23 protein-coding genes are annotated in these 22,267 nt (G+C 33.7%); 15 read left to right on the top strand and 8 right to left on the bottom strand.

All coding sequences use genetic code 11. The features are described 5' to 3' along the window. Window positions 1-33: 33 nt before the first annotated feature. A complete protein-coding gene (locus Q1A60_RS03135; protein WP_299761261.1) occupies window positions 34-1,356 on the top strand; it encodes an MBOAT family O-acyltransferase in 1,323 nt (440 codons plus the stop codon). Here Q1A60_RS03135 and Q1A60_RS03130 read toward each other — a convergent pair. Beyond that, on the bottom strand, window positions 1,353-1,478 hold the full coding sequence (locus tag Q1A60_RS03130; protein ID WP_299761258.1) for a hypothetical protein: 126 nt from the start codon (window positions 1,476-1,478) through the stop codon (window positions 1,353-1,355). The two genes, Q1A60_RS03135 and Q1A60_RS03130, sit on opposite strands and share 4 nt — an antisense overlap. 176 nt (window positions 1,479-1,654) lie before the next feature. Between Q1A60_RS03130 and Q1A60_RS03125 the strand changes: the two genes are divergently transcribed. Then, window positions 1,655-4,105, top strand: coding sequence for a prolyl oligopeptidase family serine peptidase (locus tag Q1A60_RS03125; RefSeq protein WP_299761255.1), 2,451 nt, complete (start codon window positions 1,655-1,657; stop codon window positions 4,103-4,105). A gap of 125 nt (window positions 4,106-4,230) precedes the next feature. On the opposite strand, the gene Q1A60_RS03120 is transcribed toward Q1A60_RS03125, so the two are convergent. Continuing rightward, window positions 4,231-4,983 carry a DUF5995 family protein gene (locus Q1A60_RS03120; RefSeq protein ID WP_299761252.1) on the bottom strand — a complete coding sequence of 251 codons (753 nt, stop codon included), beginning with the start codon at window positions 4,981-4,983 and terminating at the stop codon, window positions 4,231-4,233. Window positions 4,984-5,128: 145 nt separating this feature from the next. On the opposite strand from Q1A60_RS03120, the gene Q1A60_RS03115 reads away from it, so the two are divergent. Next, window positions 5,129-6,601, top strand: coding sequence for a M28 family peptidase (locus Q1A60_RS03115; RefSeq protein ID WP_299761249.1), 1,473 nt, complete (start codon window positions 5,129-5,131; stop codon window positions 6,599-6,601). A gap of 79 nt (window positions 6,602-6,680) precedes the next feature. Here Q1A60_RS03115 and Q1A60_RS03110 read toward each other — a convergent pair whose 3' ends face one another. From Q1A60_RS03110 to Q1A60_RS03100, 3 genes are read right to left on the bottom strand one after another with little or no spacing between them, the layout of a single operon-like run. Beyond that, window positions 6,681-8,495 carry a lysophospholipid acyltransferase family protein gene (locus tag Q1A60_RS03110; RefSeq protein WP_299761246.1) on the bottom strand — a complete coding sequence of 605 codons (1,815 nt, stop codon included), beginning with the start codon at window positions 8,493-8,495 and terminating at the stop codon, window positions 6,681-6,683. 39 nt (window positions 8,496-8,534) lie between these two features. Then, window positions 8,535-9,788, bottom strand: coding sequence for an aspartate kinase (locus Q1A60_RS03105; RefSeq protein ID WP_299761243.1), 1,254 nt, complete (start codon window positions 9,786-9,788; stop codon window positions 8,535-8,537). A gap of 12 nt (window positions 9,789-9,800) precedes the next feature. Beyond that, window positions 9,801-10,283: a GNAT family N-acetyltransferase gene (locus tag Q1A60_RS03100; protein WP_299761240.1), complete on the bottom strand. Its 483-nt coding sequence runs from the start codon at window positions 10,281-10,283 to the stop codon at window positions 9,801-9,803. Window positions 10,284-10,400: 117 nt separating this feature from the next. Between Q1A60_RS03100 and fbp the strand changes: the two genes are divergently transcribed. The 5 genes from fbp to Q1A60_RS03075 all read left to right on the top strand — a co-directional run bounded on the left by fbp (window position 10,401) and on the right by Q1A60_RS03075 (window position 14,692). Next, the gene (gene fbp / locus Q1A60_RS03095) at window positions 10,401-11,408 is read left to right on the top strand and encodes a class 1 fructose-bisphosphatase (protein WP_299761237.1); all 1,008 of its coding nucleotides are present in this window, start codon (window positions 10,401-10,403) and stop codon (window positions 11,406-11,408) included. Window positions 11,409-11,486: 78 nt separating this feature from the next. Continuing rightward, a complete protein-coding gene (locus Q1A60_RS03090) occupies window positions 11,487-11,837 on the top strand; it encodes a fructose 1,6-bisphosphatase (protein ID WP_299761234.1) in 351 nt (116 codons plus the stop codon). A 21-nt stretch (window positions 11,838-11,858) separates the two neighbouring features. Further along, entirely contained in the window at window positions 11,859-12,656 is a 798-nt protein-coding gene (locus Q1A60_RS03085; RefSeq protein ID WP_299761231.1) for a cell envelope biogenesis protein OmpA, read from the top strand. Next, window positions 12,643-13,137: a Rab family GTPase gene (locus tag Q1A60_RS03080; RefSeq protein ID WP_299761228.1), complete on the top strand. Its 495-nt coding sequence runs from the start codon at window positions 12,643-12,645 to the stop codon at window positions 13,135-13,137. Before Q1A60_RS03085 ends, Q1A60_RS03080 begins: the two co-directional genes overlap by 14 nt. Next, window positions 13,130-14,692 (top strand): ATP-binding protein, encoded by a 1,563-nt coding sequence (locus Q1A60_RS03075; RefSeq protein WP_299761225.1) that lies wholly within the window; start codon window positions 13,130-13,132, stop codon window positions 14,690-14,692. The genes Q1A60_RS03080 and Q1A60_RS03075 overlap by 8 nt, the downstream gene beginning before the upstream one ends. Window positions 14,693-14,750: 58 nt before the next feature. Here the strand turns inward: Q1A60_RS03075 and Q1A60_RS03070 are convergent, their stop codons facing one another. Further along, the gene (locus Q1A60_RS03070) at window positions 14,751-15,182 is read right to left on the bottom strand and encodes a TerB family tellurite resistance protein (RefSeq protein WP_299761222.1); all 432 of its coding nucleotides are present in this window, start codon (window positions 15,180-15,182) and stop codon (window positions 14,751-14,753) included. Between the two features lie 88 nt (window positions 15,183-15,270). On the opposite strand from Q1A60_RS03070, the gene Q1A60_RS03065 reads away from it, so the two are divergent. The 4 genes from Q1A60_RS03065 (at window position 15,271) to Q1A60_RS03050 (ending at window position 18,288) form a co-directional block, all read left to right on the top strand. Continuing rightward, the gene (locus Q1A60_RS03065; protein WP_299761220.1) at window positions 15,271-15,864 is read left to right on the top strand and encodes a HupE/UreJ family protein; all 594 of its coding nucleotides are present in this window, start codon (window positions 15,271-15,273) and stop codon (window positions 15,862-15,864) included. A 102-nt stretch (window positions 15,865-15,966) separates the two neighbouring features. Then, window positions 15,967-16,395, top strand: coding sequence for a dCMP deaminase family protein (locus tag Q1A60_RS03060; RefSeq protein ID WP_299761219.1), 429 nt, complete (start codon window positions 15,967-15,969; stop codon window positions 16,393-16,395). Further along, window positions 16,395-17,981 carry a S41 family peptidase gene (locus tag Q1A60_RS03055; protein ID WP_299761218.1) on the top strand — a complete coding sequence of 529 codons (1,587 nt, stop codon included), beginning with the start codon at window positions 16,395-16,397 and terminating at the stop codon, window positions 17,979-17,981. Before Q1A60_RS03060 ends, Q1A60_RS03055 begins: the two co-directional genes overlap by 1 nt. Before the next feature lie 13 nt (window positions 17,982-17,994). Further along, entirely contained in the window at window positions 17,995-18,288 is a 294-nt protein-coding gene (locus Q1A60_RS03050) for a hypothetical protein (RefSeq protein ID WP_299761216.1), read from the top strand. Between the two features lie 16 nt (window positions 18,289-18,304). Here Q1A60_RS03050 and Q1A60_RS03045 read toward each other — a convergent pair whose 3' ends face one another. Beyond that, the gene (locus Q1A60_RS03045; RefSeq protein ID WP_299761213.1) at window positions 18,305-18,520 is read right to left on the bottom strand and encodes a hypothetical protein; all 216 of its coding nucleotides are present in this window, start codon (window positions 18,518-18,520) and stop codon (window positions 18,305-18,307) included. Between the two features lie 5 nt (window positions 18,521-18,525). Next, entirely contained in the window at window positions 18,526-19,107 is a 582-nt protein-coding gene (locus Q1A60_RS03040; protein WP_299761210.1) for a MarC family protein, read from the bottom strand. A 262-nt stretch (window positions 19,108-19,369) separates the two neighbouring features. On the opposite strand from Q1A60_RS03040, the gene Q1A60_RS03035 reads away from it, so the two are divergent. From Q1A60_RS03035 to Q1A60_RS03025, 3 genes are all read left to right on the top strand, one after another. Then, window positions 19,370-19,939, top strand: a complete 570-nt coding sequence (locus Q1A60_RS03035; protein ID WP_299761207.1) for a DUF3109 family protein — start codon at window positions 19,370-19,372, stop codon at window positions 19,937-19,939. Between the two features lie 64 nt (window positions 19,940-20,003). Continuing rightward, window positions 20,004-21,146, top strand: a complete 1,143-nt coding sequence (locus Q1A60_RS03030) for a methionine aminotransferase (protein WP_299761204.1) — start codon at window positions 20,004-20,006, stop codon at window positions 21,144-21,146. Window positions 21,147-21,300: 154 nt separating this feature from the next. After that, a complete protein-coding gene (locus Q1A60_RS03025; protein WP_299761201.1) occupies window positions 21,301-22,263 on the top strand; it encodes a DUF2268 domain-containing putative Zn-dependent protease in 963 nt (320 codons plus the stop codon). Window positions 22,264-22,267 lie beyond the last annotated feature (4 nt).

Here is a 22,267-nt window from a genome sequence, read left to right as displayed (position 1 = left end):
TCAAAAATCCTGTCTTGGACAGGTAAAAAACGAATGCTTTTACTTTCAAGTTATGTGTTTTATGGTATGTGGAATCCTCCATTAGTTATTTTACTTTGGATCTCTACAGTCGTTGATTGGACTGCTGGAAAAAAACTAGCAACATTAGAAAATAAAAAGAAGCGAAAGTTATGGCTCTTGTTAAGTATGGTTGTAAATCTTGGCTTTTTGGGATTCTTTAAGTATGGTAATTTTTTATTAGAAAATTTTACAGCCATCCTCCAAAAGATAGGAATAGAATACGAAGCGCTTCCTATGGACATCATTTTGCCAATGGGGATTTCCTTTTATACATTCCAAACCATGTCCTATACCATAGATATGTATTATAGAAAAGGAGAACGTGCGCGTACCTTCTTAGATTTTGCATTATATGTGACATTTTTCCCACAATTAGTTGCGGGACCAATTGTAAGAGCAAAAGATTTGATCACACAGTTTTATGAGCCCAAAAAAGCGACTATCAATCAATTTTTATGGGGGTTATTTTTGTTGACTATAGGTGTGTTTCAGAAAGTGGTATTGGCGGATGCATTGCTATCTAGTACATCAGATAAAGTCTTTGATGCAGGTAAAATCTTGCACGGCGTTGATGCTTGGATAGGAACCCTTGCTTTTTCAGGACAAATATTTTTTGACTTTGCAGGCTATTCTACCTGCGCGATTGGGATTGCATTGATGTTAGGAATTATATTACCGGATAACTTTAGGTATCCATATGCATCTATAGGCTTTTCTGACCTTTGGCGTAGATGGCATATTTCTTTGTCTAGTTGGTTACGAGATTATTTATACATCCCATTAGGAGGCAATCGTCATGGAATTACAAGAATGTATGTAGCACTTATGCTTACCATGTTATTAGGAGGATTATGGCATGGAGCTGCTTGGACATTTGTAATCTGGGGTGCTTTGCACGGCATATACTTGGTAGGAGAACGCCTGCTTAAAAAGCTAATTTCTATAAAAGTGAATGCTTGGAACGGTATTTTCTTAGCCTTTTTAACCTATACATTGGTCAATATTACATGGGTCTTCTTTAGAGCAAAAGGGTTTGCAAACGCAAATGATATGATTACGTCTATGTTTTTTTTGAATCCAGAGGGAGATAAAATTTTAGGAATTGCAGAAATAGGGAAGGTGGTGATTGTCATCGCAGGACTGTTTTTATGTCATTGGTGTATGCGTAATACGTCTATGAAAGAAGTGTCACTTAAAACACCTTCTTGGGTATTAGGTATCGGCTGGGCGGTACTCTTCTTTTTGATTTGTCTGGCGCAAGGAAGCGGAGAACAGTTTATTTACTTTCAGTTTTAAGACAGGTTAAACTGCTTTTTAAGTTGTTTTTGCTTTCGCGAAAGCGAACTTGTGAGATCTACTTGTCGGCAGTAAAGTTCACGACCATAGGAAGAGCGAAGCGTTAAAAGGAATACAACCATAATATCAAGATTTTATAACAAATCATTTGCGATTTTAATAAAGCACTTAGTTTTTTGTAATACGTATATATCTTGCTGTTTTTGAGTTGTTTTTATAGATTTAAAATGGATTCTTACAAAACATTAACAGTTTGTCGCGTGCTTTTTCTGTAATTTTAAGGAAACGAATCTTACCGATGAAAAAAGTACTATACTCACTCAGTTTTTTGCTAGTTGTTTCTAGCGCAATAGCTCAAATTAACCTTGATTATCAGAAACCTCCTAAAGAAATTTTAGACCTTGTAGATGTACCACTTGCACCTAGTGTTGTCATGAACTCTGATGGTGATATGATGTTACTGCTGTATCGTGATAGCTATAAAGATATTGCAACACTTTCTGAAAAAGAACTTCGTTTGGGGGGTCTTCGTATTAACCCAAAAACCAATATTGGAAGTCGTGTTACCTATTTTAATAACGTTAAAATCAAAAGCGTTACAGAAAAAAAGGAAAGACAGATTACAGGACTTCCTGAGAATGCAAAGCTGAGTAATTTTAGTTGGTCTCCAGACGAATCTAAAATGGCACTTACAAATACAATAGAGGATGCTGTCGAAATCTGGATTCTTGATGTGGCTACTGCAAAAGTTTCGAAGCTTGCGACACCTCCACTCAATGCAAATATGGGAAATCCAATACGCTGGTTTAAGGAAGGAAATAGTCTATTGATAAAAACAATACCAGACTCTAGAAAGGAACTTATAAATACCGCAGAAGCAGTACCTACAGGACCTACGATTTCAACGAGTGATGGCTCAAAAGCCCAAAACCGAACCTATCAGGATTTATTACAGAATCCAAACGATGTATTTAATTTTGAGCAATTAGCGACATCTAGTCTTATGAAGCTTGATCTAAATGGGACCATCACACCATGGAAGGAAGCTGCTATGTATAGTGGTATTTCATTGTCTCCTGATGGAAACTATTGGATGATTACGACCATAGAAAAGCCATTTTCTTATATCGTTCCGTATCGTCGTTTTCCGCAGACGTCTGTTATTTATAATACCAACGGAACAGTAGTAAAGACCATAAACGAAGTACCTCTTATTGAAGAGTTACCAAAAGGATTTATGGCGGCTCGTAAAGGTAAACGAAGAATGCAATGGCGTTCAGATGCTCCAGCTACGTTAGTATGGGCAGAAGTGTTAGATAACGGTGATCCTGATGTAGATGTAGCATACCGTGATCAAGTATATATGCAAGAAGCACCTTTTACAAAAGAACCTCAAAAAGTATTACAAACGGTAGGACGCTTTAGTGGCATTCAATGGGGGAATGATCAAACAGCTGTGGCATATGATTATTGGTGGAATACACGTAATACAAAAACATACCTTTTTAACCCTTCTAGTACGAGTAATTCCGGAAAGATTATTACAGATCGTAATTACCAAGATGTCTATAGTGATCCAGGTAGTTTTGTAACCCATGAAAATGAATATGGTCGTAATGTTTTAACCATAGAAAACAATGAAGTCTTTTTAATGGGAGACGGCCATAGTAAGAAAGGACAATTTCCGTTTATAGATGCTATGAATCTAAAAACTGGGAAAACAAAACGTATGTACGAATCCCAGTATACAGATAAGTTAGAAAATTTACAAGATGCTATTGATATGAAGAAAGGCGAAATCCTAGTTCGTATTGAAGCACCTACCGAGTATCCTAATTACTACATACGTAACATCAAAAAAGACAAACTTACTCAGATTACAGATTTTGAAAACCCTTTTGCAAGTTTACAAGATATCCATAAAGAAGTGATTACCTATAAACGTGATGATGGATTAGAGCTTTCTGGAACGATGTACTTACCTGTAGGATATGATAAAGAAAAGAAAGAAAAAATGCCTATGATTTTATGGGCATACCCAGAAGAATTTAAGGATAAAAATAGCGCAGCACAGTCTACGAAGAATAAAAATGAGTTTACGTATTTGTACTATGGTTCTATGATTTACTGGGTAACTCGTGGTTATGTAGTATTAGATGATGCGTCGTTCCCAATAGTAGGAGAAGGTGATGAAGAACCTAATGATAGTTTTAGAAAACAATTAGTAGCTAATGGAAAGGCTGCGATAGATGCTGTAGATGCATTAGGATATATAGATCGTAATCGTGTAGGTGTAGGCGGACATTCATATGGTGCATTTATGACTGCAAATTTACTTTCCCATTCCAATCTATTTGCTGCGGGTATTGCTCGTAGTGGGGCTTATAATAGAACACTTACCCCTTTTGGTTTCCAAAGCGAGGAGCGTAGTTACTGGGAAGCGCCAGATGTATATTACAATATGTCTCCATTTATGCATGCAGACAAAATGAAAACACCTTTACTTTTGGTACACGGAGTAGCAGATAATAATTCAGGAACATACCCTTTACAAAGTGAACGTTATTTTAATGCTTTAAAAGGATTAGGAGCGACAGCGAGACTTGTTATGCTTCCTAAAGAAAGTCATGGATACCGCGCAAAAGAGTCTATACTTCATCTTTTATGGGAACAAGATCAATGGCTAGATAAATATGTAAAGAATAAAGAAACATCTACCATTACTGATGGCGAAGAGTTAAAAAATTAAAGTGCTATTTATAATAGCTAAAACCATCTAGCTTTTTGTTAGGTGGTTTTTTATGCTTTAATGTGTTGTTATCTGTATGGTCGTGAGTCTGATAAGTTCGCTTTCGCGAAAGTGTATAAAGAGGCTTAACTACTTAAAACATCGGCGACTTTTGCTACATTCTTACTTTCAAACCAACGTATAAATCGAATGGCCCAACGCAAGATTCTGCTTTTTGTAGTTGAGAGTTTGAGGGCCAATTTTCCAATGGACGCATCGCGTGTTGAGAGAACAGCTTCTTTATCTGAGGCATCATGATATTCATTGGCAAATAGCCACGCTTCATCACGTGCTATATTGATGCTAAAAGTTGCAATGAGATCTTCTTTTCCATCTGCTACTTTGTCGAGTAAATAAAAGAAAGGAGAGACACGTCCTATTTTTTGTTGAACACCGTCTACCATACTCGCTAAAATGGCATTGATTTTATTAAAATCATTATGAATATTTTCTAATGTTCCTTGTGGACCAACCGTCTCAGAAACAGCAATACCTAAGTCTAAATTAATATGTGCATTGATCCCTAAAAGTAGATGTTGAAGAATTAAAAGCCGTTGGTTTTTTGCGGCTTCAAAAGCATTCTCCCAAGATAAAGATGGTTTTTCACCTTCTTTATAAGCGAAATAAGCTGCTAAATATCTATTGGCAAAAATCACATCAAGACGCTCCATTCTGGGATTATCTTCAAATTCTTTTTGAGCAATTCCTTCTTTGATGCGTTCAGTTACTTTTTTATAAAGTATCGGAAAAAAAGCGAGATTACTACCAGCAGCAACTTCAGTAGTTATAATACCCCCTAAAATCGCAATAACTTCATCTATGGTTGTGGCTTGTTTCATGTATACAATCAGGTAGTTACAAAAATTAAAGTTAGAGATAAGTAGTTATATGATCAAATTATTTAGAGACTATAATTTTTTGGAGTGAATCTTTTACTACGTAAATGATATAGAATACTTATTTTTAGTGAATAAATCAGACGTCATGAAAAAATTAGCATTTCTTTTTATAGCAGTAGTAAGTACTACTATTTCTTTTGGTCAAAATGATAAAAATAAAGTTCAGGAGACTGTTACAAAATCAAAAATTGAAGGACATATTTATTTCTTAGCCGATGATTTATTAAAGGGAAGAGAGACAGGAACTCCGGAAAATAAGATCGCAGCATCTTATCTGGCAAATACATTACGTAGCTATGGAGTAAAGCCTAATCCTAAAACAGGTGATTACTATCAAGTTGTAAATCTTCAAAAAACAGCACCTCCTTCAGATGTTACTATTTCTATTAATGGAACAACTGTAAAACAATATGCGTTATTAGATAAAGCAGCAGTAGATTTTTCTAAAGGCGCTGTATATATGGGATATGGATTAGAGAAAGATTACAAAGGCAAATCTGTAGATGGTAAGGTTGTCATTATAAAAGCAGGTAGCGCCGATACAAAAGATGCACGTGCAGCTTTTGGGCTCTTAGATGAAAAAAGAGAATTGGCAAAACAACATGGTGCTGTAGGTGTTATTGAACTACTAAATGCAGGCGAACAAATGTGGGGTTTTATAGAGCATAACTTTAATGCACCATCTCTTGGAATTGTAAAGAAGGAAACTAAAAAAGGGACAATGCCTTATGTGTGGGTATTAGACAAAGATGATAAGATGTCCCAAAGTCTTACGTCAAAAACGACAATTCCTATTCAATTTACAATGAGTGATGCTAAAGAAGAGGTTATAACATCTCAAAATGTTATTGGTATTGTAGAAGGAACAGATCCAACATTAAAAAATGAATACATTATATATTCGGCACACTACGACCACGTAGGAATAGGAACGCCAGATGAGACAGGAGATACGATTTATAATGGGGCTCGTGATAATGCTATCGGAACAACTACTGTATTGAGTATGGCAGAAAATCTTGCAAAATATCCTACAAAACGATCGGCGTTATTTATTTTATTTACAGGAGAAGAAAAAGGATTATTAGGAAGCTCTTTTTATGTAGAAAATCCTGTATTACCGCTTAATCAAATGGTGTATTGTTTTAATAGTGATAATGGAGGATATAATGACACATCACTAGCCACTATTATTGGATTGCCAAGAACGACAGCATCTCAGCATATAAAAGATGCGGCAAGTGTTTTTGGATTAACCGCCATAGATGATCCTGCACCTGAACAAGGGCTTTTTGATAGAAGTGATAATGTGAATTTTGCAGCAAAAGGAATTCCTGCACCTACTTTTTCTTTAGGGTTTACGGCGTTTAATGGTGATGTAACTAAATATTACCACAGGCCAGGAGATGAGGCAAACACATTAGATTATGACTATCTGTTTAAGTTTTTTAGCGCCTATGTACTCGCTGGAAGAAATATAGGGAATGATCCTGTAACGCCTACATGGACTGCTGGCGATAAGTATGAAGCGGCAGGAAAAGCATTGTATAAAAACTAGTGGTGTTGTTATATACGCTTTCGCGAAAGCGTATAATGAAATAGGATAGGTTAAAAATTAAAACTGTAGAAATCGAAGGCTATTCCTCTTCTAGATTTCTATGTCCATATTTTTTTTCAAGTTCAGCTTGGAACTCTTCCATAACAGGTTTTACCGTGCTTTCAGGTAAGTCTGCAATACGTATATACATAAGACCGTCTACGGCATTATTAAATAAGGGGTCTACATTAAAAGCGACCACTTTTGCATTTTGTTTTATGTATTTTTTGATAAGAACAGGAAGTCGTAAAGAGCCTGGTTCTACTTCATCAATAAGTTTATCAAACTTATTGAGGTCGGCAGCACTTTCATCAAAAACAAATTCCTTATCTGCGTCTTTAAGACGGACTTTAAATTCTTTTTTAGGACGAATGTATTGGGCTACATAGGGATCCCAATAATGAGATTTCATAAATTCAATCATCAACGATTTTGAGAAATTTGAAAATTGATTTGAAATACTCACACCTCCAATGAGATATTTGTGTTTTGGGAAGCGTAGTGTGGTATGAACAATTCCTTTCCATAATAGGAATAGGGGCATTGGCTTTTGTTGATATTCTTTGATGATAAAAGCACGTCCCATCTCGATACTTTGACTCATCATAGTATGTAATTCGGTGTCAAAACGAAAAAGGTCTTGAAGGTAAAATCCGTCAATACCATATTTTTCAAAAATTTCTGATCCTAATCCCATACGATAGGCTCCTGCTATTTTTTTGGCATCACTATCCCATAAAAACATATGATGATAGTAGCGATCAAATTTATCTAGATCAGTCGCTTCGTTAGTACCTTCTCCTATGGCTCTAAATGTGATTTCGCGCAAGCGGCCTATTTCTCTAAGGGTATTAAGCATTTCATCGGCAGGAGCAAGAAAAACTTCGTAGTTTTTGGATTGTAATAAACGACGATCATTAGAACGTAATTTATCAATCTCTTCATAAATTAAATCACTACTTATCGAAACAGCAATTTCTTTAGGTTCTTTAGGGACTTTAAGGGTTTGAGGTATATTACTAAGACGACTTTTTGTTTCAAAAGACTTTGCGAGCATATATGTTTTCTTACGAAGAAACTCAGTAAAACTAGGCAAATCTGTATACTCCTTTTGGGCCGTAACTTTTATAGGGTGTCCAATACGTACTTTTATGACTCTATTTTTTTGAGTGAGTAATTCACTTGGAAGTTTAGCGGTACGTAAGGTGCTGCTTATACGTGATAATTGATAAAAGAGTCTGCTGTTTTTTGCATGAAAATAGATCGGTACAATTGGAACTTCAGCCTTTTTGATAAGTTTTATAGCGGCTTCTTCCCAAGGTTTATCAATAATGAGTTTATCATCTTTATACGTAGATACCTCTCCTGCTGGGAAAATGCCTAACGGGGATCCGTTTTGGAGATGTAGTAATGCATTTTTAAAACCAGCAATACTTGATTTTACATCTTTACGATCTTCAAAAGGATTTACAGGCATTACATAGGGCTTTAAGGGATCTATGCGATGCAATAGGAAATTTGCTATGATTTTAAAGTCCTCACGCTGTTCAAGCATAAGTTTAAGTAATAAGATACCATCGATACCTCCTAATGGGTGATTTGATATAGTAATATAGGCTCCGCTTTTAGGAAGTCGTTTAAGATCTTCTTCAGGAATATCAAATTTGATTTGAAATTCATCTAATAAAGCATTTAAAAAATCAAGATCACTCAAATGTTTATTTCGATCATAAATCTTATTTAAGCTCGAAATTTTGAGTGTTTTCATGAGTGACCACCCTAAGAACGTACCTAAAAAGCCAAATTTATCGACGTTTATGGCTTGAGCAACTTCTTTTGCAGTAACTAGACTCATACATTATTATTTAAACTCTATAATCAAATATAGCAATACTTACTCTTCTTTTAGTACATACTGCGTAACTGTTCTATTTTCTTGCTTTAAAAGCACTTTTCTGCCGTGTAAAAGCATATTCATTTCATTTGCTGAAGCATGTCTAGCCGTAAGTAATGTGACTCCTTCATTCCATCGTACCTTGTATGTCGCTCTCAATTTTTTAAGTAACGGTTCTAATGTGTTAAACTTATTTTCAATGCAAACAGAAAAGCTAATAGCAGAGTTTTGCATCATGGTTACTTTCATTTTATAGATATGTAATAAATTAAAGATATCGCTTATATTTTCTTCCATGATAAAACTAAAATCTATGGAAGATAAGGAAATGAGTATCTGGTTTTTCTTTACAATAAAGCAGGCAACCATAGGATCTAATTGAATGCCTTTTCCTATAAATGTTCCAGAATCTTCGGGAGTAATAAATGATTTTACATATAGCGGTATTTCTTTTCTCTGTAATGGTTGAAGTGTTTTTGGGTGTATTACTGAAGCTCCATAAAATGCCATTTCGATAGCTTCATTATAAGAGATTCGTTTTAATAGTTTGGTGTTTTTAAATACTCTAGGATCGCCGTTTAATACACCAGGAACATCTTTCCATATCGTAAGGTTATCTGCATTTAGGCAGTATGCAAAGATAGCTCCCGTATAATCACTTCCTTCTCTACCAAGTGTTGTCGTAAAGTTATTAGCTTCAGAGCCTACAAATCCTTGTGTGATAAAGAGACCTTCTTTTTGAATTGATTTTTGAATATTTTTTTGCGTTACTTCCCAGTCTACTTTAGCATCTCTATAATTGGTGTCTGTTTTTATGAGTTCGCGAGCATCTACCCATTTATTTTTGATGTTGTTTTCAGAAAGAAAAGCACTTACAATCTTTGTAGAGGTGAGTTCTCCGTAACAAATCACTTGATCATATACAAAATCATAATTAGGAGATTTATTAAGGTCTAGGAAATTTTTAAGATTTTTAAATAAGGTATGTACACTTTCAAAAATAGAATGTCCTTGAGAAAAAAGAGCAGCAACTATATCTAGATGATATTTTAGACATACTTCAATTGTTTCAGAAAGGTGGGTAGGATCATTAAAATAAGCATGTATTACTTTTTCTAATGCATTGGTAGTTTTACCCATAGCAGAAATCACAATTAATTTATTTGTGAGACCTGTCTTTTGTAAGACAGTCACTATGTTTTTTACACTTTCTGCATCTTTTACAGAAGCTCCTCCAAATTTAAATACCTGCATTATATATCGTAATTATGATATGGAACGAATATAGTTATGTAATCTTTCTTTATTCATTTGAACAAGATGCCAATTTTTTAGTAATAGTGCGCCACTATTTTCGTAAAAAGTAATGGCTGGCGTATTCCAATCTAACACAACCCATTCGACTCTATTTACATTTTGGTCTATAGCATAACGCATAACTTCATTATATAATGCGCTGCCAAAGCCTTTTCCTCTATAATTTTGTGATACAATAAGGTCTTCAAGGTGTAAAGATTTTCCTTCCCAAGTAGAAAATCTAAAATAAACAAGCGCCATTCCTACAATTGTTTCTTCCTGTTCTGCTACAAAACAGGTAAATAAAGGATTTGTTCCTGTGCCATTTTTAATAAGCGTATCTACAGAGATGTGAACAGCATCTGGTTCTTTTTCAAAAACAGCAAGCTCATTGATAAGAGCAAGAACAGCTGGCATATCCTCTACCTCTGCCCTGCGAATAATATAATCCATAAGAAATCCGATCTAAGCGAGCTAAAGTAAAAAAATATATAGATAAAAGAATACGAAATCGTTGTAGTTGTGGTGTTTTTTTTGAATATTTTTGCAAAAAATAATGATAGACACTACATGGCACGTAAAAATCAAACTTTAGGAGAATTTATAATTGAAAATCAATCAGAGTTTAAGTATTCTTCTGGGGAGTTATCTCGATTAATTAATTCGATTCGATTAGCTGCAAAAGTGGTAAATCACCAAGTAAATAAAGCTGGATTAGTAGATATATTAGGTGAGGCTGGAGATACAAATATACAAGGAGAAGATCAGCAAAAATTAGATGTAATTGCAAACGAGACTTTTATAAATACCCTTAAAAATAGAGAGATTGTTTGTGGTATAGGAAGTGAAGAAAATGATGATTTTATTACGATAGAAGGGCATAATGACGATCATCAAAATAAATATGTAGTGTTGATGGATCCTCTAGATGGATCTTCAAATATAGATGTAAATGTTTCTGTAGGGACTATTTTTTCTGTTTATAGAAGGATTACTCCTTCAGGTACTCCTGTAACTATTGATGATTTTTTACAACCAGGACGTAACCAAGTAGCAGCAGGATATATTATTTATGGAACAAGTACCATGTTAGTATATACAACAGGTCATGGCGTTAATGGATTTACATTAAATCCAGCAATTGGAACATTTTACTTATCACATCCTAATATGCAATTTCCTGAAGAAGGAAATATTTACTCAGTAAATGAAGGGAATTACACGCATTTCCCTCAAGGAGTTAAAAATTATATTAAATATTGTCAGGAAGAATCAGAAAATCGTCCGTATACATCTAGATATATTGGTTCGTTAGTTTCTGATATACATCGTAATATGATTAAAGGGGGTATTTATATGTACCCAAAAAGTTCTCTTAATGCTAAAGGAAAACTTAGATTATTATATGAATGTAACCCTATGGCATTTATTACTGAGCAAGCTGGAGGGAAAGCAAGTGATGGGTATACTTCAATATTAGATCTCCAACCTACAGAATTACATGAGAGAGTTCCTTTCTTTTGTGGAAGTAAAAATATGGTTGAAAAAGCAGAAGCTTTTATGGCAGAATCATTATAATACCTATATGTTTAGGCGCTTATCGTCATTTTTTATATATTTGATTTGCTATAACGCAATGAATCCCTGATCAATATTATGTCTAAAGGAAATAAAGAGCAAAGCAATCAGAGTCAATTAGAAGCAAATTCTAAAATTGACGCAATCAAACAGCTTATTTTTGGAGAAAATATGGCTGAATACAGCCAAGAATTTGATACTCTAAAAAAAGAACTAGAAAAGAGACGTCAAGAATTATCAGATTATATTGACGATACTCGAAAAGAACTTATGACTGCTATTGATAATCTAAGTACAGATTTGAATATTCGTATTTCTGACTTAGAAGAATCATTAAATGATAAAGCAGCATCTCTCGATGAGAAAAAAGTAGATAGATCGCAATTAGGTAATTTACTAATAAAGTTAGGCGAGAGTATAAAATCTTAATAGTTCTAACTCTTCTCTGTAATGGATTCTAAGGAAAGACTTGAGATTTTAAAGGAAATCTTACTTACAGAAGAACGTGAGTTTGACAGAGATCTTGTGCTTAAAATTGAGCAATTAAAATCAGAACAAGAAAACCTTTCTGATAGGGTAACTCCAATCCTTGATGAACGCATGGATGATTTTGTAGAAAAAATGCCTAGAGCCTTAGGTCCTGTAATTACAGAAACTCTTAAGACAGAAATAAAAAAATCACAAGAAGCCGTAGCTGAAGCTTTATATCCAGTAATGGGTAAAATGATTAAAAAATATGTTCAAGCTGAGATTAAAAAGCTAAACGACGATATTAATAAAAGGCTTAATAAAACATTCTCGTTTAGAAATTGGTTTTCAGGAAACGATAAAAATATTGATGCAGCGGCATTAATGTACGAGCAATATAAAGCAAGGATTGAGCAAATTATGATCATTGAAAAAGGATCAGGACTGCTCAAAGCAAATTATGCAAAAAGACCTACGCTAGACGAAGATATGTTAGCAGGGATGTTAACCGCTATCAAAAGTTTTGTGGAAGATGCTTATAATCAGGGAGAGATGGAATTGGAGAGAATTGATTATGAATTATTTACAATTCATCTCCAAAACTTTTCAAATTATTATATTGCAGTAGTTATTACTGGTATCTATGATGATGATTATAAAGACAAATTAGAGGATGTGCTATTGGATTTTGCACAATTTGTTGTAAATAAAAGTGATTTAGAAAATCCAGAAACTTTTACCAAAAAATTAAAATCATATTTTACTGATGAGCGTATCTAAAAAAGTTGTATTGTTAGGGCATTTTGGCGTAGGAAAATCTTCACTTCTTAGACGTTTTGTAGAAAATACTTTTTCAGAAAGTTATACAGTTACGATAGGAGTACATATCATGAAAAAGGAAGTACATTTAGAAAAGGAGAACATTACTTTAGTGATATGGGATGTTGAAGGAACAGATGATTTTACGAAGTATAGACCTTCCTATCTCATGGGTGCTTCTAGTTTTATATATGTGTTTGATGCTTCTAGATCAGTCACTTATAGTGATATAAAATATAATTTAGAACATTTAAAAGAGAAGTTTCCTCATGTTTCTGTGCACATTATCGGGAATAAAGTGGATTTGGTCGATTCTGAAGTGTTAATAAATGATTTAAACGCACAAGATATTCAGCATTCTTATCTTTCTAGTGCAAAAACTGGAGAAAATGTTGAATTGCTGTTCAAAGATGTAGCAGCACAATTACTTGAAAATGCTTGAAAAGCTTAGACAAGAATTCTTAGAGAACACCACTCAGATACTTATTATAGACAACACGAATCGAGTTTTAGAGACCGACAACTCTTTATTTTATATAAAGAAGAACTCTGACATTACTGAATTTCATCCCTTTTTTTATGTTATTTCATCTCTTTTTGAAGAAGATAGGAAAGAGCAGAAATTCTATTGTGTCCAGATTGAGGTAAAAGGACGAACTTGTTTTTATGATATCAGGTCAATTGTTGATTTTGATAAAAAACAAGTAGTATTGTTTGTGGAAGATCTTACAGATCATTACAAAACAGTACACCAAATAAAACAGGTGCGTAATGAGTCTATCATTAATTTTAACATTACACAAGAACTTAATCATGAACTAAATGTTCAAAGAGGGTTTAAAAATAAATTTCTTGCAAATGTTAGCCACGAGATTAGGACACCTCTTAATAGTATTCTAGGTTTTTTAAGTGTGCTTGAAAACACAAACTTAGATAGAGAACAATTAGACTTGGTAAGGATAGTTAAAGACTCTTCTAAAAACCTTGTTTCTATTGTAGATGATCTTTTAGACATTTCAAAAATAGAAGCTGGAAGGCTAGAAATTAAGAATAAGCGATTTAACTTCAAGAAGTTTACAGATTCACTTGTAAAAACGTATGAATTACAGGCTGAAGAAAAGCGATTAGAACTTATTTCAGATATAGGAACAAATCTTCCTCGTTTTCTTATTGGAGATCAACTTAGATTGAATCAAATCTTAATTAATTTACTTGAAAACGCATTGAAGTTTACCCATAAGGGTTCTGTTACATTTCGCATATCGACGAGCTCTAGGAATATGCGTCGTATCCCAGTTACTTTTGAAATTAGAGATACTGGAATAGGAATTCCTAAAGAACACCTGACTACCATTTTTGAAAGCTTCACACAATTAGAAAAACGTGGTTTGTTTGGAGGTTCAGGGTTAGGACTTAGTATTGTAAAGCAGCTTACCCAATTAATGGATAGTGATCTTGAAGTAGAAAGTATAGAGAACGAAGGATCTACGTTTAGATTTACAATTTCTATGGGTGTTTCTCATGACCAAAAAGAAGAGAAGAAAGTCACTACAAGAAGGGTAAAGAAAAGTTCAGGCCCAAAAGGAAAAAAATATCGCATCCTTTTAGGAGAAGATATAGAAGTAAATCAACTTCTTATGATGCGTTTATTTGCAGATGAAGGGAGCTATAGTTTAGACATTGCTAAAAATGGAGAACAACTCGTACTGTTCCTTGAAAAATATCAATACGATTTAATTTTGATGGATCTTTCTATGCCGGTTATGGATGGATATGATGCCACATTGCGAATCCGAAATCATAAGGATAAGAAAATAAAGAAAATTCCTATTATTGCATTAACGGCTCGTACAACAGAAGAAGAAAGAGAAGCCGCAAAAGAAAGTGGGATGAATGCCTATTTAACAAAACCAGTAAATGCTGAAATCCTATTTAAAACAATAGATCGATTATTACATCGCTATAAGAATAAAAAGACTGAAGAGAGTGTAGAATAATAAAAAAAGCGACATATATATATGTCGCTTTTTTTATAGAATATGATCGTTATATTAATTAACGATTCATTAATTTGATTTCTTCTTTAAAGGTATCTAAATCTACACCTTCATTTACAAGAGATAATGCTTTATCAACAACATACTTTACATTGTTTACTGTAAAACCTAATCCCACAGCAAGTCTTTCTAGCATTACTACTTGCTTATCTCCAAGCTCATCATCTGCATATACCATTCTTCCTAAGTCAAAGAGGCGTTCTAAACGATTCTCATACGTAATAGGCGGATTAATCTTATGAGTTTTATACTCTTTTAATATCGCTTTATAATCTTCTTCTGAAATATCAAGATTACGAGCTGTTCTATCTAGGAATTTTTTTTCATCTTCAGTGATTATGGTATCACTCATTGCAATACGTACCATAGCTGCAAAATGATCTTCATTACGCTTGCGGAAACCGCTATCATACAAATCTGAAATAGACATAGTTTTATCTTTATAATTAAGTCGCAAATATAGCTATTCTTGCATCATTTTTAATTTGTACATTTGGAAAACCCCTAATATATTTTTGATGGATACTTTTTGGTTTTATTTTAAAGAAGGGCTTTTTCATGTACTCGATTGGAATGCCTATGATCATATCCTTTTTATTATAGTTCTAACAGTACCATATACCTTTTCTAGCTGGAAAAGATTACTCTCATTAGTCACCATTTTTACAGTAGGACATACTATTTCTTTGAGTCTTTCTGCATACGATGTTGTTAAGATTAATACCACCCTTATAGAATTTTTAATTCCTGTAACGATATTAATTACAGCATTTTATAATATTTTTACTGCAGGAAGAAAAGGCAGAAAAGAGCAAGTGGGTGTTTATTTTATCTCAACATTGTTTTTTGGTCTCATTCATGGTTTTGGTTTTTCAACCTATTTCAAAATGATGACCGCCAGTACAGAGAACAAGTTTTTGCCATTATTAGAATATACATTAGGTATTGAAGCCTCTCAAATTATTATAGTGCTTTTAGTACTTATATTGAGTTTTGTAGGGCAGTTTATATTCCGTTTTTCATTAAGAGATTGGATTATGGTTATCTCTGCTATTGTCATTGGAGTTGCGATTCCTATTTTTAGAAATGCATTAATTGCGTTAAATATTTAATAATCGGTTGCGTATCCCATAAGAGGCACTTACTTTAGTGGTTGTAAATTAGTTTTATTTTTTTATACGCTTTCGCGAAAGCGTATACCGCACCGTAAATACATGGCTTCAAAGCAACACAAATACGATATCGCTTATTTAAGAATGGCTCGCGAATGGGGAAAACTTTCCTATTGTGAGCGTAAGCAAGTAGGAGCAATCATCGTAAAAGATAAAATGATTATATCAGATGGATATAATGGTACGCCTACAGGGTTTGAAAATTTTTGCGAAGATGAAGAAGGATATACAAAGTGGTATGTGCTTCATGCCGAAGCAAATGCTATTTTAAAAGTAGCCTCATCTACACAATCCTGTAAAGGAGCCACATTATACATCACATTAAGTCCTTGTAAAGAATGTAGTAAGCTTATTCATCAAGCAGGAATAAGACGTGTTGTTTTTAAAGAAGGATATAAAGACCAGAGTGGTGTGAAATTTTTAGAAAAAGCAGGCGTTGAGATAGTACATCTTTCAAACTTAGAAGATTAATGAAATTAAAAAAGAAATACGTACCCGCTCTTTTTAGCTTAGGCATTGTCTTTGGAATTATATTAGGGAGTTTTTTAAACTTCGGTACTTCCTCAGATACCGCTTTCTTTAGTGCAAATAGCAAAAAAGAAAAACTCAATAAACTTATAGATTATATAGATTATGAATATGTAGATACGGTCAATACAGATAGTATTGTAGAAGTAACGGTAAATGGAATTTTAGATAATCTCGATCCTCACTCTACGTATATTCCTCCTGAAGAATTAAAAGAGATTGAAGAAAATATGAAGGGAGATTTTGTAGGGATTGGTATTCGTTTCTATCCTTATAAAGACTCTGTAGCTGTTATACATGCAATAGAAGAGGGCCCTAGTGCCAAAGCGGGAATACGCGCAGGTGATCGTATCGTATATGCAGATGATATCCCACTTTCAGGAAAAACAATAGATGACGACTCCTTATCTAAAATTTTAAAAGGACGCGTAAATACATCGGTAAACCTTAAAGTAAAAAGGCAAGGAGAAGAGGAGCTTATATCTTACCGTGTAAAGAGAGATATTGTCCCTATATCAAGTGTGGTGGCAAGCTACATGCTCACAGATCAATTAGGGTATATTAAGATTAATAGATTTGCAGAATCTACCTATGATGAGTTTAAGACAGCTTTAAAAGCTCTGAAAGCTAACGGAGCTACACAATTGGCACTTGATTTAAGAGATAATCCAGGAGGGTATGTTTCAAGCGCAGAAGCAATTGCTGATGAGTTTTTAGAGAAAAATAAACTCATTTTATTCACTAAAAATAAAACAGGAAAGATTAATAAAACGTACTCAAATAGAGGTGGTATTTTTGAAGATGGTGAAGTGTTTATTTTAATTAATGAAAATTCTGCTTCTGCCAGCGAAATTGTTGCAGGAGCATTACAAGATAATGACAAAGGACTTATTATAGGAAGACGTTCTTTTGGAAAAGGACTCGTACAAAGAGAAATGTCTCTGGGAGATGGTAGTGCCGTACGCCTTACGATTGCTAGATATTACACACCTACAGGAAGATCAATCCAAAAACCCTATGAATTAGGAAATAAAGACTATTTTGAAGATTATCTAGAACGTTATGAAAATGGAGAATTGCGTAGTGCAGATAGTATTAAAGTAGCAGATTCCCTTAAATTTAAAACACCTTTAGGAAAAGTAGTGTATGGCGGAGGAGGTATTATTCCTGATGTATTTGTTCCTAAAAATATAGATTATGAAATTCAGAATCTTAATTATTTACTTAGATCTGGAGACATGCGTATGTTTATTTTTGAAAAATTAGAGAAAGATCGCCCGTATTATAATAGCCTTTCATTAGAAGAATTTCAAAATGAAATTACGATATCTGATGCAAGTGTAGAAGATTTTATATCTTACGCCAAAATAAGGGGAATTAATTTAAGAGCAGAAAAATATAAAGAGGTCTATAAAAGCTACCTCAAAGCCACTATGGCAAAACAGCTCTTCGGTAATAATGCTTTTGAACAAATGGTTAATCAAGATGATGCGATTATCCAGAAAGTGATAAGTATAAGTGCCAATTAGGGGATAAATTATTATGGTTATAATTGCATCAGTATTTGTTTTTATTATCGCTGTTATTTTTAGATTACTAGATAACAGTGCAAAACTGTTTATTTCAAATGGAATATCAGTAAGTCCGTTTTATTTATCGGCAGAAACGGTCATCGAAGAGATGAATAAGCTTGACGATGAAAAACTAAAGCAAAAACTAAAGCGTAATTTATTATATCAAAAATTACATAAGCTATTTACTATACTCTCTATTATAACACTTCTTGTAGGAATAGGTTTAGAAATATATAAGCCCGAGCTTATACATTTATTCTAAGATATATATTACAGACTTACTTAGCGCTTCTTCTATGTTCCTTTTGCTTTCTTGCAATTTTTCTAGACAGCTGTAAAATAAGAAGTAATATAATCGCACAAGCACTTCCTAAAATACCTATAAGAGCTATACTACTGTTCCCTTGAAACGGAGCATCAAAATTAACCTGTGTTATATTGTAAATAAGTAAGATTATTGCAAGTGCAATAAATAGTGGAATAGCAATACGCATATGATCTATTTAAATAATTCCTGAATATTTGCGGTAAATAATTTTACAGCAATGGCTAGCAAAATTACGCCAAAAACTTTTTGAATCACAGCAATTCCGTTTTTACCCATAAAACGCTCAATATGTCTAGATGTTTTTAGAACAATATAGATGAGTAAAATGTTTATTGTGATAGCCACGATAATATTTTCAATTTTGTATTCTGCACGTAATGCAACTAGAGAGGTAAGACTTCCAGGTCCTGCAAGTAAAGGAAAAGCAAGTGGGAAAACCGTCACTGTTTTAGGACTTACTTCTTCATCTTTAAATAAGGTAATCCCTAAGATCATTTCCAAAGCAATAAAAAATAAAATAAAAGAACCCGCTACAGCAAATTCATTTACTTGCACGCCAATTACATTTAAAATACGCTCTCCCAAAAAAACAAAAGCAATCATAATTACTAATGCCACAATAGATGCTTTGGCACTTTGAATATGCCCTGCCTTTTTGCGTAGTTTGATCACAATAGGAATATTCCCTACAATATCAATAACGGCAAATAAAATCATTGTTGCCGCTGTTATTTCTTTAAAATCAAAGTTCATAACCTGAGGTTTTAAAATTCGCGGCAAAATTACTATAAATTATAGGATCTTACTTGTATATTTCATGTGAAATTAAGGTAAAATATATGTGAATTTATACGCTTTTGACAGAGTCAAAGTTTATGCTGAGTTTACCGAAGTACGAAAGCGTATATGACAATACTACATATCAAGAGAATTTGTTTAGAGATTCTATAAAAAGTATTTTTTTAATCTTACTAAGGCTATTTTTTAGCTCATACTTTCGAGGTATCTTTGTGATATGTTTCAGCTTAAAAATACCATCGTATCTGAAGAAATTATAGAGAAAGATTTTGTCTGTAATCTGAATGCTTGTAAAGGTGAATGCTGTATTGCAGGTGAAGCAGGAGCGCCACTTGAAAAAGAAGAAGTTCAAATATTAGAAGCTATTTATGAAGATGTAAAACCTTTTCTAAGACCTGAAGGCATCGCTGCTATAGAACAACAAGGAACGTCTATTGTAACAGATTTAGGAGAATTAGAAACCACTTTGGTAAATGGTGCTGAGTGTGCGTATGTCACGTTTAATGACAAAGGGTTTGCTAGTTGTGGAATAGAAGATGCATACAATGCTGGGAAAGTAGATTTTAAAAAACCTATTTCCTGTCATTTATACCCTGTGCGTGTACAAAAATATAGTTCGTTTTCGGCAGTAAACTATCATAAATGGCCTATTTGTGATGATGCTTGTACCTTAGGGAAAGAATTACAAGTGCCTGTTTATAAGTTTACAAAAGATGCGCTTATTCGTAAATTTGGAGAAGCTTGGTATGAAGAGCTAGAAAAAGTTGCAAAAGGTATTAGACCGTAAAGTCTAACATGCTATAAGGATCATATTACTGTGATCCATACTTCCAATGGAAAGAAAATACACTATGAAAAACACTTCCAAATTGCCAGAAGTAACCTCCTCTATTTTTAGTGTGATGGGACAAATGGCACATACGCATAATGCAATTAATCTTTCACAAGGATTTCCGGGCTTTGACACCGATCCTGAATTGCATGCATTAGTTACTGAGGCGATGGCTTCTGGGCATAATCAATATGCCCCTATGCAAGGCGTATATAGTCTTAGAGAACAAATAACGTCAAAACTTAACACGCTTTATGGGAGTGATTATCATCCAGAAACAGAAGTAACAGTAACTGTTGGCGCGACTCAAGCAATTTATACAGCGATCTCTGCTTTTATACATGTGAATGATGAGGTGATTGTACTAAAACCCGCATATGACTCTTATGAACCTGCAATTTTAGTAAATGGAGGGAAGGTAGTGCCTATACAGCTTAAAGCTCCAACATATAAAGTAGATTGGAAAGCCGTGCAACAAGCCATCACACCAGCTACAAAAATGTTGATCATCAATACGCCTCATAATCCTACAGGAACGGTATTGACAAAAGCAGATATGATCGCTTTACAAACTATTTTAGAAGGAACCAATATCATATTACTGAGTGATGAAGTATATGAACATATTGTTTTTGATGGAGTCACTCATGAAAGTGTTGCTAAATATCCTAAGCTAGCAGAGCGAGCTTTTATAACAGCTTCTTTTGGGAAAACATTTCACAATACAGGCTGGAAAATGGGCTATGCAGTGGCACCTAAAACGTTGATGGAAGAATTTCAAAAAGTGCATCAGTTTGCTGTTTTTTCAGTACATCACCCTACGCAAAAAGCATTTGCTACGTATTTAAAAACACCCAATCATTATTTGAAATTAGGAGCATTTTACCAACGCAAAAGGGATTTATTTTTAGAGCTTATAAAGGGCTCTCGATTTAAAATGACTCCTTCTTTAGGAACCTATTTTCAATTAGTAGATTATAGTGCCATTACAGAAGAATCTGACATTGTTTTCGCTGAAAGGCTGATTAAAGAAAAAGGAATTGCTTCTATACCAACATCTGTATTTAATTTGGATCAAGAAGATTTTAAAATGTTACGTTTTTGCTTTGCTAAAACAGATGAGACATTAGAGCAAGCTGCAGAAATTTTGAATTCGATTTAATTAAATTTTATGTGTTTAGTTAAGAAATGCAAAGGCGTATTTCAACAAGTATGAATCTGCTTTGAGCAGTTTGTAAATCGTTTTGAGTAGGATACTCTTATTTTTATGTAATGATTATTCATTTTAAGCAGATGAACCTTTTATTCTAAACACAATGAAACGATTTTTTCTTTTTTTCTTTCTGATATATTTAGGAACATTACAAGCCCAGAATAGTACAACAGTTCAAACAAAAGACATCACCCATTTTTGGGAAGCTTTTGATGCGCTAGCTACCTGTAAAACCAATACAGATAGTATACAGACCATGCAGCGATTGTATTTAGATCGCGCGACAAGAGGTTTAAAAGATTTTGCAAAAGTAAGAGATTTTACTGCCGAGGGGTTTGTAGAAGTGATTGCTACATATCCAAAATATTATCAATCTATTAGAGCAAATACGCTTACTATTTCCAAAATACTTCCCGAGCTAGAAAGTATTGTTACCGCTTTTAAAAATGTATACCCTAGGTTTGAAGAAAAAGGGATTTGTTTTGCGATAGGAATGCTTAATACAGGCGGAACCATCTCTGAAGATTTCTTATTAATAGGTTCAGAGATTGCAGCTTCTACAAATGCTACCGATCTTTCTGAAATTGATAATGATGCTTTTAAAAAAGTGTTATCATCTGGTACTAGTGTGAAACAGAAAATACGTAATATGATTGCGCACGAGTATGTTCACACACAACAGAAAATAATGTATAGTGATAATGCAGTAACATGTTCACTGCTAAAGAATACACTAGAGGAAGGACAGTGTGATTTTATAGGAGAACTTCTTGCTGGCGGTCAAATTAATACCATCGCAAAATCCTATGGAGATCAACATGAAGAAGCACTTTGGAATTCTTTTAAAAATGAACTATGTAATGTTTCTGATGAAAACTGGTTGTACAATTTTACAACTGTAAAAGAAAAACCTGCAGATCTTGGATATTACATAGGATACCAAATTACTAAATCGTACTATGAGCAAGCTACAGATAAACAACAAGCTATTATAGATATATTAGAAATGGATAACCCTTTACACTTTTTACAAATGAGTGGCTATGATCAAAAATTTAAAGATTAATTTG

This window comes from uncultured Dokdonia sp. (assembly GCF_947492535.1).
In the GTDB taxonomy this organism is placed as follows: domain Bacteria; phylum Bacteroidota; class Bacteroidia; order Flavobacteriales; family Flavobacteriaceae; genus Dokdonia.
This window is presented reverse-complemented; position numbering and strand designations above follow the sequence as displayed.

Bases quoted from the DNA above. Each gene is read 5' to 3' on its own strand.
- Q1A60_RS03135 (WP_299761261.1), top strand. From the start codon at position 34: ATGCTTTTACTTTCAAGTTATGTGTTTTATGGTATGTGGAATCCTCCA.
- Q1A60_RS03130 (WP_299761258.1), bottom strand. From the start codon at position 1,478: ATGGTTGTATTCCTTTTAACGCTTCGCTCTTCCTATGGTCGTGAACTT.
- Q1A60_RS03125 (WP_299761255.1), top strand. From the start codon at position 1,655: ATGAAAAAAGTACTATACTCACTCAGTTTTTTGCTAGTTGTTTCTAGC.
- Q1A60_RS03120 (WP_299761252.1), bottom strand. From the start codon at position 4,983: ATGAAACAAGCCACAACCATAGATGAAGTTATTGCGATTTTAGGGGGT.
- Q1A60_RS03115 (WP_299761249.1), top strand. From the start codon at position 5,129: ATGAAAAAATTAGCATTTCTTTTTATAGCAGTAGTAAGTACTACTATT.
- Q1A60_RS03110 (WP_299761246.1), bottom strand. From the start codon at position 8,495: ATGAGTCTAGTTACTGCAAAAGAAGTTGCTCAAGCCATAAACGTCGAT.
- Q1A60_RS03105 (WP_299761243.1), bottom strand. From the start codon at position 9,788: ATGCAGGTATTTAAATTTGGAGGAGCTTCTGTAAAAGATGCAGAAAGT.
- Q1A60_RS03100 (WP_299761240.1), bottom strand. From the start codon at position 10,283: ATGGATTATATTATTCGCAGGGCAGAGGTAGAGGATATGCCAGCTGTT.
- fbp (WP_299761237.1), top strand. From the start codon at position 10,401: ATGGCACGTAAAAATCAAACTTTAGGAGAATTTATAATTGAAAATCAA.
- Q1A60_RS03090 (WP_299761234.1), top strand. From the start codon at position 11,487: ATGTCTAAAGGAAATAAAGAGCAAAGCAATCAGAGTCAATTAGAAGCA.
- Q1A60_RS03085 (WP_299761231.1), top strand. From the start codon at position 11,859: ATGGATTCTAAGGAAAGACTTGAGATTTTAAAGGAAATCTTACTTACA.
- Q1A60_RS03080 (WP_299761228.1), top strand. From the start codon at position 12,643: ATGAGCGTATCTAAAAAAGTTGTATTGTTAGGGCATTTTGGCGTAGGA.
- Q1A60_RS03075 (WP_299761225.1), top strand. From the start codon at position 13,130: ATGCTTGAAAAGCTTAGACAAGAATTCTTAGAGAACACCACTCAGATA.
- Q1A60_RS03070 (WP_299761222.1), bottom strand. From the start codon at position 15,182: ATGTCTATTTCAGATTTGTATGATAGCGGTTTCCGCAAGCGTAATGAA.
- Q1A60_RS03065 (WP_299761220.1), top strand. From the start codon at position 15,271: ATGGATACTTTTTGGTTTTATTTTAAAGAAGGGCTTTTTCATGTACTC.
- Q1A60_RS03060 (WP_299761219.1), top strand. From the start codon at position 15,967: ATGGCTTCAAAGCAACACAAATACGATATCGCTTATTTAAGAATGGCT.
- Q1A60_RS03055 (WP_299761218.1), top strand. From the start codon at position 16,395: ATGAAATTAAAAAAGAAATACGTACCCGCTCTTTTTAGCTTAGGCATT.
- Q1A60_RS03050 (WP_299761216.1), top strand. From the start codon at position 17,995: ATGGTTATAATTGCATCAGTATTTGTTTTTATTATCGCTGTTATTTTT.
- Q1A60_RS03045 (WP_299761213.1), bottom strand. From the start codon at position 18,520: ATGCGTATTGCTATTCCACTATTTATTGCACTTGCAATAATCTTACTT.
- Q1A60_RS03040 (WP_299761210.1), bottom strand. From the start codon at position 19,107: ATGAACTTTGATTTTAAAGAAATAACAGCGGCAACAATGATTTTATTT.
- Q1A60_RS03035 (WP_299761207.1), top strand. From the start codon at position 19,370: ATGTTTCAGCTTAAAAATACCATCGTATCTGAAGAAATTATAGAGAAA.
- Q1A60_RS03030 (WP_299761204.1), top strand. From the start codon at position 20,004: ATGAAAAACACTTCCAAATTGCCAGAAGTAACCTCCTCTATTTTTAGT.
- Q1A60_RS03025 (WP_299761201.1), top strand. From the start codon at position 21,301: ATGAAACGATTTTTTCTTTTTTTCTTTCTGATATATTTAGGAACATTA.